This window comes from Pseudomaricurvus sp. ABR4_320, assembly GCF_056159445.1.
In genome coordinates, this window is record NZ_JBSWVF010000002.1 from 151155 (window position 1) to 166501 (window position 15347).

General features: G+C 51.1%; 10 protein-coding genes. 8 read left to right on the top strand and 2 right to left on the bottom strand.

Going from position 1 to position 15347, the window contains the following annotated elements:
• Positions 1–28: 28 nt before the first annotated feature.
• Entirely contained in the window at positions 29–1108 is a 1080-nt protein-coding gene (locus ACXAFR_RS03960; RefSeq protein ID WP_475172191.1) for a pectinesterase family protein, read from the top strand.
• A gap of 249 nt (positions 1109–1357) precedes the next feature.
• Entirely contained in the window at positions 1358–2230 is an 873-nt protein-coding gene (locus tag ACXAFR_RS03965) for a dienelactone hydrolase family protein (RefSeq protein WP_475172193.1), read from the top strand.
• On the opposite strand, the gene ACXAFR_RS03970 is transcribed toward ACXAFR_RS03965, so the two are convergent.
• Positions 2211–3320 carry a sialidase family protein gene (locus ACXAFR_RS03970; RefSeq protein ID WP_475172197.1) on the bottom strand — a complete coding sequence of 370 codons (1110 nt, stop codon included), beginning with the start codon at positions 3318–3320 and terminating at the stop codon, positions 2211–2213. The genes ACXAFR_RS03965 and ACXAFR_RS03970 overlap by 20 nt on opposite strands.
• A gap of 334 nt (positions 3321–3654) precedes the next feature.
• Here ACXAFR_RS03970 and ACXAFR_RS03975 point away from each other — a divergent pair, with 334 nt between their 5' ends.
• From ACXAFR_RS03975 to ACXAFR_RS04000, 6 genes are all read left to right on the top strand, one after another.
• Positions 3655–6405 carry a TonB-dependent receptor gene (locus ACXAFR_RS03975; protein WP_475172199.1) on the top strand — a complete coding sequence of 917 codons (2751 nt, stop codon included), beginning with the start codon at positions 3655–3657 and terminating at the stop codon, positions 6403–6405.
• A 78-nt stretch (positions 6406–6483) separates the two neighbouring features.
• Positions 6484–8979, top strand: a complete 2496-nt coding sequence (locus ACXAFR_RS03980; protein WP_475172201.1) for a glycoside hydrolase family 88 protein — start codon at positions 6484–6486, stop codon at positions 8977–8979.
• Between the two features lie 12 nt (positions 8980–8991).
• On the top strand, positions 8992–9834 hold the full coding sequence (gene kduI / locus ACXAFR_RS03985) for a 5-dehydro-4-deoxy-D-glucuronate isomerase (protein WP_475172204.1): 843 nt from the start codon (positions 8992–8994) through the stop codon (positions 9832–9834).
• Positions 9834–10628, top strand: coding sequence for a gluconate 5-dehydrogenase (locus ACXAFR_RS03990; RefSeq protein ID WP_475172206.1), 795 nt, complete (start codon positions 9834–9836; stop codon positions 10626–10628). Before kduI ends, ACXAFR_RS03990 begins: the two co-directional genes overlap by 1 nt.
• 107 nt (positions 10629–10735) lie before the next feature.
• Positions 10736–12193, top strand: a complete 1458-nt coding sequence (locus ACXAFR_RS03995) for a tagaturonate reductase (RefSeq protein ID WP_475172207.1) — start codon at positions 10736–10738, stop codon at positions 12191–12193.
• A 270-nt stretch (positions 12194–12463) separates the two neighbouring features.
• Positions 12464–14044, top strand: coding sequence for a glycoside hydrolase family 43 protein (locus ACXAFR_RS04000; protein ID WP_475172210.1), 1581 nt, complete (start codon positions 12464–12466; stop codon positions 14042–14044).
• Between the two features lie 28 nt (positions 14045–14072).
• On the opposite strand, the gene ACXAFR_RS04005 is transcribed toward ACXAFR_RS04000, so the two are convergent.
• On the bottom strand, positions 14073–15314 hold the full coding sequence (locus tag ACXAFR_RS04005) for an AAA family ATPase (protein WP_475172212.1): 1242 nt from the start codon (positions 15312–15314) through the stop codon (positions 14073–14075).
• Between the last annotated feature and the right edge of the window lie 33 nt (positions 15315–15347).

Sequence of the window (15347 nt, forward strand, 5' to 3'; positions counted from 1 at the left end):
AAGGATATATTTGAAGAGGGAAAAGTTGGTGTCTAAATGTTGTGATCGGCGCGCATTTGTTGGGTTGGTTGGTGGTGTCTCTGGCAGTTTGCTGTCAGGTTCAGTGTTTGCAAACGACAATCCCCTTGCTGGCTGTGATGCGGTGGTTTCGAAAAGTGATGGGCGTGCCTTCAGGCAGCCTGTTTACCGATCGTTGGCTGCAGCTCTTGATGCTGCTCCACCCGAGCAGGAAAAACCCTATCGAATATTCCTGGCGCCGGGTCGATATCGAGAGAAGGTGAATGTCTCCCGCCCGAATGTACAGATTGTTGGAGCTGGGCCAGAACGCTCAGTGGTTTATTTTGACGCGGCGGCAGGTAAGCTCGACGACGAAGGCGTTGCATGGGGCACATTTCGCAGTGGCACGATCATTGTTGACGCTCCTGGGTTTCGCGCTAGCAACCTGACCATCGCCAATACCTACGGCGATGAAGATGGGTTTGATGCTGAAACCTCTGGAGGGCGCCAAGCCGTTGCTTTGGCGTTGAACCGTGGTGCAACAGACGCTCAATTGCATAACTTGCGGGTGACTGGCCGACAAGACACCTTGTTCGTCGATGGTCAGAGAGCACAATTCGACCGTTGTTTTATTTCGGGTGATGTGGATTTTATTTTCGGTGCGGCACTGGCGCTATTTCGCGATTGCGAGTTGCAGGTTCGCTATCGGCAGGATGCTGAAGTTCAGGGGTATATCGCAGCGCCCAGTACTCTCGAACAAGACCCTATCGGTTTTGTCTTTCATGCCTGCCGTCTGACTCGGGAGCAGGGTGTTCCTGCTCGGTCAGCGTTTCTGGGGAGACCTTGGCGAGCCGGCAATAATATGTCGGTGGTGCCAATGTCGACCTATCTAAAATGTTGGATGGACGACCATATTGCCGCTGACGGCTGGGCATCGATGAACTATACCAATCCCGAAGGCGAGCGCCTGCCGTTAATGCCTGAAGAGGTTAGATTTTCTGAATACGGAAGCGAGGGGCCGGGTTTTGCTAACAGTGTGCGCCGACGTCAGTTGTCATCGACGCAGGCACATGAGCTTCTTGAGCGGGCTCTCGCTCAGTTTTCCATCTAGAGGCAGGTGCGTTATGCGGAAAGATCATCGCTAGAGCCCACGATAGAGCCCCATAAATCCACCATCTGCTGAAGGGCGTCGAATCATTTTGCCGGAGGTCGATTCGTGGTCGTTTCTTCTGGTGATTCCATTGCCGACGTGGCATGGTGCTGACGTCTTGTGTGTGAACCTCCACCGGCTGTGGAGGTCCATGCTTCTGTGTGTGGATAATACTCTATGCGATAACTCATGCCCTGAGGACTTAAGCGTATGTGCGACGAATCAACTCTGCGGGATCAGCAGGCGTTTCTGGAAAAATCGGGATTCAATCGGCGGGATTTTGGGCGGCTTGGACTTGGTATGACCTTGGCGGCATTAATGCCCGCGCCCGCCAATGCGCTGTCGGTATCCGGTCGTGATGTCAGTATAGAAACGCCCGACGGTAAAGCCGATGCTTACTACGTTCACCCATCCGCGGGTAAGCACCCTGGTGTCTTAATTTGGCCGGATATTCTCGGTTTGCGCCCAGCCTTTAAGCTTATGGCTCAGCGTTTGGCGGAGTCTGGTTATGCCGTTTTAGTGATTAATCCCTACTATCGCTCAGCGGTGGCTCCGGTTATTCCGGAAGGGGCCGTCTTTGATCAAGAAACCCGCAAAATTGTCGTGCCGTTACGCCAGCAGCTGTCGACCGCGACAGTCAACACCGATGCGGTTGCTTTTCTTGGCTGGCTCGATGCTCAGGCTGGCGTTGATTCTAGCCGGGGCATGGCGACGACAGGGTACTGCATGGGTGGGCCAATGGTCATGCAGACTGCGGCTATCGGCGCTGATCGTATTCGAGCCGCTGGTATCTTTCATGGAGGCGGACTGGCCACGGATTCTGCCGACAGTCCTCATTTATTAATTCCCAAAATGAATGCCAGTTTTTTAATTGCGATTGCAACAAACGATGACGCCAAAGAGCCGCAAACCAAAACCATTCTAAAAGATGCATTTGCCGCAAACGATCTTGCGGCAGAAATCGAGGTTTATCCGGATACTCTGCACGGGTGGTGTCCTCCGGATTCCAAAGCCTATAACCAAAAGCAGGCGGAGCGTGCTTGGTCCGCCATGCTGGATTTGTTTAAAGGCTCTCTTGCCTAGATACCAACATTTCCGGGTCGATGACAAGATGCCGGATACGTTTTCGGCCTACGGTATAGGTAATGTGCACTTTGCCATCGTCCGATTGAATGACCGCAGGGTAGGCGTAGCCCTCTGGAATGGGGTTGCTTTCCAATGTATAGACGTTTTCCCAGTGAATTCCGTCATCGGATAGAGCGATGTTAAGAGGGTAGCGGGGGCCTTTGCCGGGAGTCTCGGGGTTGTGTGCACTGTGGTTGTAAACCAGCAGTTGACGGCCATCGGCGAGTGTGACGGCATCCGTACCGGAATTCGGGTTGGGAAGAGGTAGCGCTGCCAGTGGCGACCAGTGTTTGCCTCTGTCCCATGACCAGGTGCTGGCGAGCACACCTTGTTTGGTTCTCGCAATGGCCTGCAAACTGCCATTCGCATAGGTTAGAAGGCTGGCTTGTATCGCGTCGATGTGTAGCGGATTTTCCGGGCTGGCAGTAGGTTGCCAGGTCAGGCCTTCATCAATGCTGGATTCAAAATGCAGGCTCCAACCGTTATCCGTTTCTTCGCTTGCCGGTATCAACCAACTTCCCATTGCTGTGGCAATCGGCTTATTTTTGCTTGGCCCCAGAATGCCTGAGGGTAGGCGTTTGGGTTCTGACCATGTCTTACCGCCGTCCGGTGATTCCGTAACCAGTCCCCACCATTCGCGAGGATTTGGTCCGGCTTTATAGAAGAGTCGCAGGTTTCCTTCGGGGGGTTGCATCAAAACCGGGTTCCAAAGGGGAACTTGTCTGCCCTGTTTATCAAGAGATTGGTCGATGGCGGCGACCTGCGTCCATTGGCGATCAATATACCTCGCCACATAAATTTTAACGTTTGCATGGCGCTCGTGAAGCCCTCCGAACCAGGCGGCAACCATACTGCCATCGGCAGCTTGGGCAATTGTCGACGCGTGACTTTGGGGGTAGGGCGCATCAAGGTTGATCCACGTTCGGGATACAACCGGGTCGGCGGGCTGGCTTTTGGAAGGCTGCAGCGCGCATCCATTGATAGTGAGGCTGATGAGCAAAACGGTTCCAGTAATCCATCGGCATTTGTTGTTGAGTTTGGATGGCATTGTTACTCCATTATTGTGGTTATTCTCCGTGTTGGTGTCGTAGTAAGAGGTGACAGATCTCAGGCTTTGGAATGGTTATTTTTAATTTGCGACGCCAATCATAAATTCTTTTGTCACCCTCTTGCCACCGGTGGCAAAGTTAAGTACTATTAATGCTACCGGAGGCACCTGTCTTATGGTGTAGGTCTTGATGCGGACATCAGAGACCGAGGACCTTTGTTGTACAAAGTCCACAAACAAAAAAATACATCGATCTTAAATCGATACAGAATGATAAAGAAACAGCGAGGTCGACTTTGTTCAGGATGGGCAGAGAACGCCAGCGGGAGAAGAAATGATGATAAAAACACCAGGTAAAAGTCTACTGGCGTCCAGCATTATTGCTGCCAACGCTATGTTCGTTTCAGGGTATGCTCCTCTTTCCTTTGCTCAGGAAGAAGTTGAAGATGTTACCGAAGCTCCTTCCAGCGGACTGCCAATCGAGGAGGTCGTTGTTACCGCTTCCGGCTTCCGTGGTAGTCTCGAAGCTGCATTGGACGTCAAACGTGAATCCGTTGGTGCTGTTGACTCCATTATGGCCGAAGACATCGCTGATTTTCCTGATAACAATTTGGCAGAATCTCTACAGCGCATTCCGGGTATTGCGATTTCCCGCGAAGGCGGTGAAGGGCGTGAGATTACTGTACGTGGTCTCGATGCCAGCTACACCAGCGTTATGATTAATGACGCTATGGGGCAATCACTAGCCGCCGGTTCCGGTGGTGTTCGTACAAGCCGCGCATTCGACTTTAACGTTTTTGCGTCCGAGTTATTCAATCGTATTGATGTTTATAAAACGCAATCAGCGGAGCTTGAAGAAGGCTCTTTAGGTGCGACCGTTAACCTGCATACAGGACGCCCTTTTGATTATGAGCCTCTTACCGTTGCTCTCAATATTCAAGAAACCTATAACGACCAGTCAACAGAGTTAAAGCCTCGCGGTAGTGGTCTGTTTAGTTGGACCAACGAAGATGAAACCTTCGGTGCTTTGTTTTCAGCATCTGCTGATCAAAAGGTAACGACGACAACAGGTGTAGATACTGGACGTTGGACAGCCGATGAGTTTGGTTCTTGTAGTGCCTGTGAAACGCCCGCTGATGTGGCCGCCGTTACGTCGGCGCAACATCCCCGTTTCCCCAGGATGATGGATAAAGTCGATGAGCAGGATCGTTATGGTCTGACAGCGGCTTTCCAATTTCGTCCTACTGAATCGACTACGGTAACTATAGACGCGCTGCGTGCAAATGTTCAGTCTTCCCGCAGCGAGCCATTTATGGAGGCGATCTCCCTGGCGCGTACTGGTGATACCGGTGTCGATGAAACGGATGTGGCGGCTTATACCCTTGATCCTAACAACACCATGACCTCGGCGACGATGGATGGTGTTGATGTTCGGTCAGAATCTTTTGATGCTGATTGGGAATCTGAATTTACTCAATATGGTATTAATTTAGAGCAATACATTGGCGATAATCTCAAAGTCAATGTGATGTATTCAACCTCCGAATCTGTTCTGGATAATCGTGAAACCACTCTGATTTATGAGCACTTTAGCGATGGTGATACTCGTAAAGCATTGAACTATGCAGATAACTCTTCTGCGTTAACCTACGATATGTCCAACCAGCACAGCCCGAGCCTCGACTACAGCTTCGATACGACTGATCCTGCAAACTGGGAAGTCTCCGAGTTTCGTGATCGTATTTATGACGCCAGTACTGAATCTGATTCTTTAAAGTTAGATGCAGAATACATACTGACCGACATCTTTACCTTGAAAGCCGGCCTTTCCAGCCGTGAGTATGATTACAAAATTCTCGGCACTCGTGCTGACTTGGCCTTCAGTGATGCAGACGCATCGGACGGCGTGGTCGACAATTCAGCGTGTGGAATATCGAATACGGTTACTGCTGCTGATGGCTCAGTAAAAACCTATGGTGGCCAAACATTCTTTATTCCTGGAGCAGCGCAATACGCTCAGTTTCAAAGCTCTGCATGTTGGCCGGCAACTATTAGCGCGAACGATGATCGAGCGGTTACAGAAGAGGCGACCGGATATTATCTGCAATTGGATTATGACACTGAGATTTCCGGACATCGCTTCCGTGGTAACGTCGGTGTGCGTCAGGTGGAAACCGAGCTGAAGGCTCGTGGGGTCAATGGTGGACAGACGATTACCGCGACTCATGATTACGACGATACTTTGCCGTCGATCAATATGGCTTACAACTTAACAGATGATTTAGTGTTGCGGGCGAGCTGGGCAGAAGTCATGTCCCGTCCTAACCTCACAACTTTAAACCCCGGTGGCAGTGTCACCACCTTCGGCGATCCGGCTGTCAGCTACGGCAACCCGTTTATCGAACCATTCCGTGCCAAGAATACAGACCTGTCTGTAGAATGGTACTTCGATGAAGGGGCGCTGCTGTCGGTCGCCTATTTTTATAAAGCCATTGAGTCGTTTCCTACCAGTGAAAAGACCAGAATGTCCTGGCAGGAAACAGGGCAGCCTGATTCAGTGCTGGGTGCCCAACGAGATGATTTAATTGACGAAGAGTTTGAGGTGACCAGTGCCATCAATGGTGGCGGTGGTATGTTGGATGGCTGGGAATTTCAATACCAGCAAAACATGAGCTTCTTGCCTCAGCCTTGGATGCAAAATATTGGTTTTATCGGCAACGTTACCATTGTTGATTCCGAAGTCGATGCAACCGGAGAGCAGCTGGAAGGTCAGTCAGATCTGTCTTATAACCTGACGGTTTACTACGAGGACGATAAGTTCAGCACACGGTTAGCCTACACCTATCGTGACGAGTACATTACTAATAACGACGACGACAATGATGACGTTCGTTATCGTGATGAGACAGGTAACTTGGATTTCTCTGCCGCTTATCAAATCAATGATAACTTCCGTGTTTCTCTGGAAGGTATCAACTTGACGGACGAGCCAGTGACCGATTACATGGCACCAGGTATTGGTCGTATTATCACTGAACAACAGACAGGTACTCAGTGGGCTTTGGGCCTCTCCTACAAGTATTAATGTAACGATTGACTACGCTAGTTTGGCCTCTTCCTGCGAAGAGGCCCTTTTTTTCTCTCCAACAAGAACCCCGTAGCTATGTCACAATTTTTTCGCAAACCGCTTTTTCTTTGGGTGACCAGTGCCGCGTTGGTTACCGGACTTTCAGCCTGTGGTCAGCCAGATGAGGAAGCGGTTAGCACCGTCGAGCCAGAAGCGGCGAAGCCCGCACCCGCATTGCAAGCCATTGCCGACGTAAAAATCAGTAACCCATCCGGCTTTGAGCGATCCGATGCACCAGTGTATTTATCGATGCCGGAGTTAGGTATTGATGCCAATGACGATTTAACGTCGCTTGCGTTTTTTACGGGCGATGCGCAAGTACCTTCACAATTTATCGATTCCGATGGCGACGGTGATAAAGATCAGGCGCTGGTGTTACTGGATCTGGCCGGCGAACAAACCGCCGACCTGCAATTGATGCAAGGTGACATCCCTGAGGTCGCTTCGACCAAACGGACCCACGCCGAGATTAGCATCAAAGCGGGTGGCAAGTGGAATGACCGCGTTTATGAAGGCGGTGTCTTTAAAGATGTTGAGGCGGTTGATCCTCCGCCGCAAAGTACGGATCACTCTGAATATATTCGCTATGAAGGACCGGGTATCGAATCCGATAAAATCGGTTATCGAATCTATCTGGATTGGCGCAACGGCTTTGATATCTTCGCAAAACAGCGTCATGAGCTCGCCCTGGATCAGGTCGGGTTAGATGGATATCAGAGTTATCACGAGTTAGCCGATTGGGGAATGGATGTCCTCAAAGTCGGCAAAGCTGTCGGCGTCGGGGGTTTTGGTTACTGGAAAGACGGGGCCATAACCAGAGCTTCCGATGTCGCCAATCTAAAGGCAGAGGTGTTGGAAGACGGAGATCTGTATTCCGCCTTTGCCATACATTACGACGACTGGAATGTCGGTGGCATGACAACGGATGTCGATGCCCGTTTTTCCATGACGGCGGGCAGCCACATGGTCAATCTGGATCTTAAAACCGATCCAAAACTGGAAGAGTTGGCGGTTGGTATTGTTAAGCTGCCGGATACGACTGTGATAACCGGTGACCTCGATATTACCGGTGCTGCCTGGAGTTATATGGCGACCTTAGGTCCGCAGGCACTCGACGGCAGTCAGCTGGCGATGTTTGTTCTGTTTCAGCGCGAAGACTACCAACAAGTTATTGAAGATGAATTCAATCATGGTGTTTTGCTGAAGGTCAGAGGCGGAGGCTTGAACTATTACTTTGGCTCGGTCTGGGAAAAAGAGCCCGGTGCGGACCTCTCTAAAGATTCTGTCGAAGCAATGCTTTCCGAGGAAGTCAGTAAGCTGACCTACTCGCCACGTATTGCCATGAGCAATGCCGGATCCGACGCAATTAAATCTGAGCTGGGCGGCGCTGACAGCGCAACGGCGTGGGCGGTTCGTGCTGCTGAGGCCGAGATTGCCCGCCATGGTGATGAGTTAGCTTTCGGCAACTTTGACACTATGCGTCAGCGGGATTCCAACTGGGAATACACCATGGGATTGTTAACACAATCTGTATACCAGCTCGGAAAATCCACCGGCAATGAAGAATTTACCCAGTGGGCGAAACAGATTGTCGACAGCTACGTTACTGACGATGGCAATTTGGAAACTTTCAAAAAGTCCGATTTTAATATCGACCGCATCAATTCCGGTAAGATGCTCCTGCAACTCTATCGAGACACCGGGGAAGACAAGTATCGTCTAGCGGCTGAAAAACTTCGTGACCAGCTGGAAGATCATCCTCGCCTTGATGCGGGCGCCTATTGGCACAAGCAGCGCTATCCCTACCAGTTGTGGTTGGATGGCGTTTATATGGCGATGCCTTTCCTGGCCGAGTACACCATGATGTTCGAAGATGGCGCCGCCATTGATGAGATTATGGAAGAGTTTCATGTGGCCAGAGACAACCTGCGTGATCCGGAAACCGGATTGTATTACCACGCTTGGGATGAAAAGCGCGCGCAGGATTGGGCGGATCCCGAGACCGGTTTATCCCATTACTTCTGGGGGCGCGGCATGGGTTGGTTAGCCATGGCAATGGTTGATGTCTATGAGTTTCTGCCTGCGGATGCCGAAGTACAGCGGGAAGATCTCGCTGGCATGATTCAACAATTGGCTGACGCGCTATTGAAATACCAAGATGCGAATGGCGTATGGCATCAGATCGTTGATCTGCCTGAAAAGCCTGGAAATTATCAGGAAGCCTCTGCCAGCACCATGTTCACCTACATGCTGATGAAAGGTGTCAACATCGGTGCGTTACCCGATTCTTACAAAGAAGCTGCGGAGCGATCCTACCAGGCGCTGATTGATCAGTTTGTTTTGGTTGATGCGGATGATCAGCTGCAATTGACTCAGGTTTGTCAGGTGGGTGGTCTTGGATTTGGCCGAGATGGCAGCTACGAATATTATATGAGTGAGCCGGTGGTTGATAACGACCCCAAAGGCTTGGGACCGTTCATAATGATCGGTGCCTTCTCAGACAGCAAATCAGAACTGTCCTCTACTTTCTGACCGGAGCCTGCTATGAGCACTCACTATTCGACCCGTTTCGCGGTCCATGAAGATCATTACAAAACCATGGATACCGCCGAATTACGTAAACATTTTTTGGTGGAAAACCTTTTTCAGGATGATCAGGTAAGTCTGACCTACACCCATTATGAACGCTTAATTGTCGGGGGAGCGAAACCCGTTTCCGGCCCCTTAGTGCTCGAGACGATTGATGCGGTGAAATCCGACTACCTGCTGAGTCGCCGGGAACTTGGTGTGATTAACGTGGGTGGACCGGGCAAGGTCAGCGTTGATAATGAGGTTTTCGATCTGGATTTTAAAGAAGCGCTATACGTTGGTGCCGGTGCGAAAGAGGTGGTTTTCACCAGTAACGATACCGCGCAACCTGCGCGCTTCTATCTGAATTCTGCGCCAGCGCACAAGAGCTTTCCGCACCGGAAAATCAGCCAAAGTGATGCCGAGGTGTTGGAAATCGGTTCCACCGAGACCAGTAACAAGCGCATCATCCGCAAACTGCTGGTTCATTCGGTCGTCGATAGCTGTCAACTGCAGATGGGCATGACAACTCTGCTGGAAGGGAGTGTCTGGAATACCATGCCGCCCCACGTTCACGACCGTCGCATGGAGGCTTACTTCTATTTTGATTTGCCAGCCGATCAAGCGGTTTGTCATTTTATGGGGCCAATGCAGGAGACCCGTCATCTTTGGGTAAAAAATGAAGAGGCCGTGGTGTCTCCTCCCTGGTCCATGCACTGTGGTGCGGGAACCGCCAGTTACACGTTTATCTGGGGTATGGCCGGGGAAAACCTTGAATACGATGACATGGACAAAATGACTCCCGAGGATATGAAGTAATGACGCATCCACTGTTTGATTTAACCGGAAAAGTGGCCCTGGTCACCGGCGCCACGCACGGACTCGGACTGGCAATGGCGGAAGGCCTCGCCAGTGCCGGTGCAACACTGATCATCAATGGCCATTCATCAAAAGAAAAAATCGATAACGCAGTTGCCACTCTGTCAGAGAAGGGTTACACCGCGTACGGTTATCAGTTTAACGTCTGTGATGAAGAGGAAGCGGCATCAGCCGTTGCCGCGATAGAGTCCGAGGTTGGTCCGATTGATATCCTGATTAACAACGCGGGTATCATCAAACGAATCCCTATGTTGGAAATGCCTTTGGAAGAATGGCAGCAGGTTATTAATACCGATTTAACCGGTGTATTTGTTATGTCTAAGGCTGTGGTCAAAGGCATGATCGATCGCGGTGCAGGTAAGGTGATTAATATCTGTTCCATGATGAGTGAATTGGGACGTGATAGTGTCGGAGCTTATGCTGCGGCGAAAGGCGGCTTGAAAATGCTCACTCGCAACATGGCTACGGAATGGGCGCGTCACAACATTCAAGTCAATGGAATCGGACCGGGTTATTTTGCCACTGAGCAAACTAAGCCCATCCGCGTTGATGGCAATCCCATGAATGAGTTTATTATCGGTCGAACGCCGGCGGGTAAATGGGGTGATCCCAGTGAACTACAGGGCGCTGCCATCTATCTTTCTGCGGCTGCCAGCAATTTTGTCAACGGACAAATTCTCTATGTGGATGGGGGAATTCTCGCCACGATTGGCAAGCCTGCCAACGAAAGCTAAGTAAGGTTTCTGCCGTGTCAGAGGGACGCACTCAAGGTGTCCCTCGACCTTCTTCTCTTGCTTAATCTCATCACCTGCCTTAATTCGTCGATAAACTGGAGAGAGTCTTGCCACTTCTGACTCGTGAGCTAAAGGGGCTATCTGCCCGACCTGAAAAAATTCTTCAATTTGGTACCGGTAATTTTCTGAAGGGATTTATCAATTGGATTGTGCACCGGTTGAATGAAACCACCGATTTGAACGCCGGTATTGTCGCGATTAAGCTTCGGCGTGGAAATGCTCAGCAAATCGACGCGATTAATGCTCAGGATGGTTTATTCACGTTAAATATCCGAGGTGTCGAGAATGGAGAGGACGTCGATCGCCTCGAGCTGATTGAAAGTCAGGTGCGTGCACTTACGCCCTATGATGATTACGATGGGTATATGGCGCTGGCCGAGCAGCCTGAGCTCTCCTGGGTTATCTCTAACACGACCGAGGCGGGGATTTATTTTGAGCCAGAGGATCGCGCCGATGCAACCCCTCCAGAAAGCTTTCCCGCGAAGCTGACGCAACTGCTTTATCGGCGCTACTCGCATTTTAATGGCGATACAGATGCTGGCTTGAGAATCTTCTGTTGTGAGCTCATTGAAAATAATGCCCAAGTGCTCAAAGACATCATTCTACGCCACGCTGAGCTCTGGCAGCTTGATGAAGGCTTTAGCGCTTGGGTCCAAAAGACATGTCTTTTCTGCGACACTCTGGTTGATCGAATCGTTACCGGTAAACCGTCGCAAGAAAGGCGGGAGCAGTTGCAATCGGTCCTTGGGTATGCGGATGACGAACTGATTGAAACGGAATGCTATTACCAATGGGTTATCGAAACATCAGCAGATGATATGCCTGCCTTGAGTGCACTGTTTCCTGAAAGTACCGGATTAAATGTCGTACTGACAGAAGACCTGGATCTCTATCGTCAGCGTAAAGTGAGAATTTTAAATGGTGCGCACACGGGCTCGGTTTCCATTGCGCGTTTAGCCGGTATCGAAACCGTCTATCAAGGCACCTGCGATCCCTTGTTAACAGGTTTTATGCGGCACTTGGTCTACCGGGAAATTTGCCCGACCATTGCGATGGATGCCGAGGCGCTGAATTCCTACGCCGACGACATTATGCAGCGTTTTGCAAACCCTTCACTGCACCATGAATGGCAGGCTATTGCATTGAACAGCGTCAGTAAGTGGCGGGCGAGATTGTTGCCGGTGGTCAAAGACAGTTTGCAGAACCGGACCTCGGACTTTAAGGCGCTGGCGGCGTCTCTCGCTGCAATGCTGGTGTTGTATCGCGGTCACTATCAGGGCAACGCATTCGACGTTTTTGACGACGCTGACGTGATTGAATCCATTCAAAACCATTGGAAGGCAGGCGACTTGCCGACGGCTGTTCGCGGTATCCTTGCAAGTGAATCCTTGTGGGGAGAAGACTTGACTCACTTGGACGCCTTCTACCAGGAAGTTGTCGACCTGGTCCAGGCTCTGGATCGCGATGGGCTGGCTCCGGTTATTGAAGGTATCACCGAGGCATAGGCTGCGGTTTGCCGCTGGTGGTCCCTGCTGTTTTGAGCCTGTTGGGAAGCGTAGCTTACTGAGGTGGTTTTACCTACTATCGAATAGATCGAAAGGAATACACGGCGTAATAAACATACCATCAATACGACCATCTAGGCTCGATGCAGCATCTCAGTTGCATAAGGTTTGCCACATCGTCTATTCCTTCATTGCAACAGGTCAGTAGGTATGTCTTGCCACCTTTGAGGTGTAGAGAGATTTTTGTTGAATCACGGAATGAGAAGAATAATGAGCTGGTATAAAAGTGCGCTTAAACAGATGCCATTGTTGAGCGTCTTCATGTGTGGTCCCCTCGTGGCAGATGTCGATAATCCGATTATTTTCGCAGATTTTTCTGACCCGGATGTTGTTCAGGTTGATGGTGTTTACACCATGCTGGCGTCCAGTTTTAATCATCAGCCAGGGGTTCCCGTCCTGACCTCTACGGATATGGTGAACTGGGAGCGGGTGGGGTATGTCATGCAGAACCATCCTGAGCAGGAGTATTTTCAAGTTCCCCGTCATGGCGAAGGCATGTGGGCTCCCTGTTTGCGATATCACGATGGGCTTTATTGGGCGTTTATGCCTGATCCAGATTTCGGCATTTATGTCAGTACGGCTGAATCACCAGCTGGCCCCTGGAGCGAACCCCACTTATTACTGTCGGGCAAGGGCATCATTGATCCGACGCCGCTGTGGGATGACGATGGTAATGCCTACTTGTTGCATGGCTGGGCTAAAAGTCGCGCAGGCATTAACAATCTCTTGACGCTTCACAAAATGTCAGCGGATGGGCGAGAGGTTCTCGACGAAGGCGAAATCATCATCGATGCCAATCAGATTCCCGGGTTTCGAACTTTGGAGGGGCCGAAGTTTTACAAGAAAGACGGCTACTACTATGTTTTTGCGCCAGCGGGTGGTGTGGCAGAAGGCTGGCAAACGGTGTTTCGCTCGAAGGACATTCGTGGTCCTTATGAGTACCAGATTACTCTGGAGCAGGGCATGACCGACGTCAATGGTCCTCACCAGGGCGCATGGGTTGTCGATCCAACCGGAAAAGATTGGTTCTTCCATTTTCAGGAGCTGGAACCTTTCGGTCGCATTGTGCACTTGCAGACCATGTCATGGGAGAATGGCTGGCCAGTTATGGGGCAGGATCTCGATGGCAATGGCACGGGTGAGCCATTGGCAACGCTGCCAATCGATGCTGATCAAAAACCCATTGGCGGCTTGTCTGCCAGCGATGATTTCTCTGGCTCTAAACTGGGCTTACAGTGGCAGTGGTCTGCGAATTGGCAAAATGACTGGTACAGCCTAACGGATCAACAAGGGTATTTGCGATTGTTTGCGCAACCCAAGCCGACGCTCAATCTTTGGCAGCAACCCGCGCTGCTAACTCAAATGCTTTACGGTCCAACCATGGACGTCAGAACGCAGATTACTCTGGACGACAGTGGGGCCGATATCGAGTCAGGTCTTTTGCTGTACGGCTATGATTATGCCTGGATTGGTTTGCGCCGAGAGGATGGGAAGACGCAATTGGTCTTTGAAACCTGCATGGATACACTGCAGGACTGTACACCTGAATCTGAGGTTATAGCAGAAATATCTTCGGCTGAAGTGCAGGTGTCTTTGGCAACCGATGATAAAGGTGCCGCCACGTTTCAATGGCGTGAATCCGATGAGGCAGACTGGCAAGGGGTTGATCATGCATTCGATGCTCAGCCTGGACGCTGGGTAGGGAGTCGTGTTGGGCTATTTGCTCAAGCTGATTCGGCGGAAAACTCCGGATTCGTTGACGTGGATTATTTTACCGTCGACGTGAAATAGATTCGTCAGGCATTATTCTATTGCCTTTTTACGGCTTGGCTTGGCCGGTTATGCCTGCGAGCATGTCGGTTAGGCTGGCGCTCTCCCGTAACTGTTTAATGCTGTTGATCAGCTGGTACTGGCTTCCGAACCGGGCACTGTCATAGTGGCCAGGTTTCGGCGGGTGCAGTGCTCTCAGTTGTGAAATGACCTTTTTTATTGCGGGTGATGTCCCGTCTTTCCGATTTTCCGCTTTCTCCAACAGATTTTTCAGCTGTTGTTCCAGCTTGGTCAGTTGCTCAATCGACAGCTCTTGAGCGCTTGGTTGTTTCAACAAGGTTGCCAGGAGCTCGTAGATTTCAGGCGCGGTGACATTTTCTTTACTCGCGTTCAACCAGAGATCATTTGGTCGGCGCGTGTTTGAGGTCTTCTGAGAGGCCAGGGGGCGAATGGGAAGAGGTAAGATTTCAGCACTTGGCCGGGGCTCGGCCGGGTGCGCCTGCCCCCGCCAATGGTCACCCAACGAACCCGTTGGCGACACATCCGATTCAAAACTGCTCAGTAAACTATCCGCAAGACGCATGAACAGGCGGCACGATGGGTCATCGGCAGGCAGCGTCGCCACGGGTGTCTGTCTCGTGGCGGCCAGCCGCAGGCTCTCATCCATCCATATCGCACCCAGATAATGGGTTTCCAAACCGATGTATTTGCGTACGGCGGCCTGAAAACGTCGGTAGATCGATTTGGGTCTATCACCGCGGAAGATCAGGTTGACGATAACCAAGACTTGGCGTCGATAGTTATTGCGACGCAGAGATTTGAGCAGCGCGAAGGCGTCTGTCAGGGAGGTAGGCTCCGGCGTGATAACCACTGCAAACCGTTGTGAGGCGTGAATCATCCGGGTGGTGATAATGCCGGTTCCTGCTGCGGTGTCGATGATCAACCAGTCATGCCGCTTTTCAATGATCTTTAGGCCTTCCAGGAGTCGGGTTTGCTCAAGCTCATTCATGTCCGGGTAGTGACTGATCGCGGCTGCCCCAGGCAGCGCAGAGATGTCGGACGGGCCTTTCAGGAGAACATCCTGCAGGCCAGATTCCCCGCGAAGATAATGACTGAGTGTTTGCCGAGCGGTCAGACCTAGAAGATGGCATGCCTGGCCGGGTTCTTGGGCATCGTCGAGCAGGCATACCCGGTGGTTTAAGCGCGCGAGAGCAATCGCTAAATTGACCGCGATGCTGGTCTTGCCGACACCGCCTTTTCCGCCTGCAATAGCGACCGTATGTGCTCTCATCGTAACTTTTTAGGGTATATTCAGATTCTGGAG